1 protein-coding gene is annotated in these 433 nt (G+C 64.7%); it reads right to left on the bottom strand.

Annotated elements, in window-relative coordinates; all coding sequences use genetic code 11:
* Positions 1 to 433 (bottom strand): cation:proton antiporter domain-containing protein (locus JWH17_RS23330; RefSeq protein WP_205225100.1); only part of this gene is annotated, 433 nt, incomplete at both ends.

Genomic DNA, 433 nt, shown 5'->3' with positions numbered 1-433 from the left:
GTTAAGCGCGGCGGCCGTCTCGTCGCCCAGCACGTTGCCGGCCACGCCGGGGCCGAACACCACAAACGCGAACTCACCGCCCTGTGAGAGCAGGAACGCAAACAGCCACGCCTGTCCGCGCGCAATGCCAAAGCGCGTGGCCAGGAGGCGCAGCGCGCCGATCTTCACGGCCAGGAACACCGCAACCAGGCCGATCACGGCCCACGGCTGGCGCATCAGCACGCCAAAGTCGATCGACATGCCCACGGCCAGGAAGAACAGACCGAGCAGTAGGCCCTTGAACGGCTCGATGTCGGTTTCGAGCGCGTGACGGTATTCGGAATCGGCCAGCAGCACGCCGGCAATGAATGCACCCAGCGCCATCGACAAACCGACGCTGTGCATCAGCAAGGCAATGCCCACCACCAGCAACAGCGAGAACGAGGTGAACATC

The organism is Desulfogranum marinum (assembly GCF_016918565.1).
Taxonomy (GTDB): domain Bacteria; phylum Desulfobacterota; class Desulfobulbia; order Desulfobulbales; family Desulfobulbaceae; genus Desulfogranum; species Desulfogranum marinum.
This window is presented reverse-complemented; position numbering and strand designations above follow the sequence as displayed.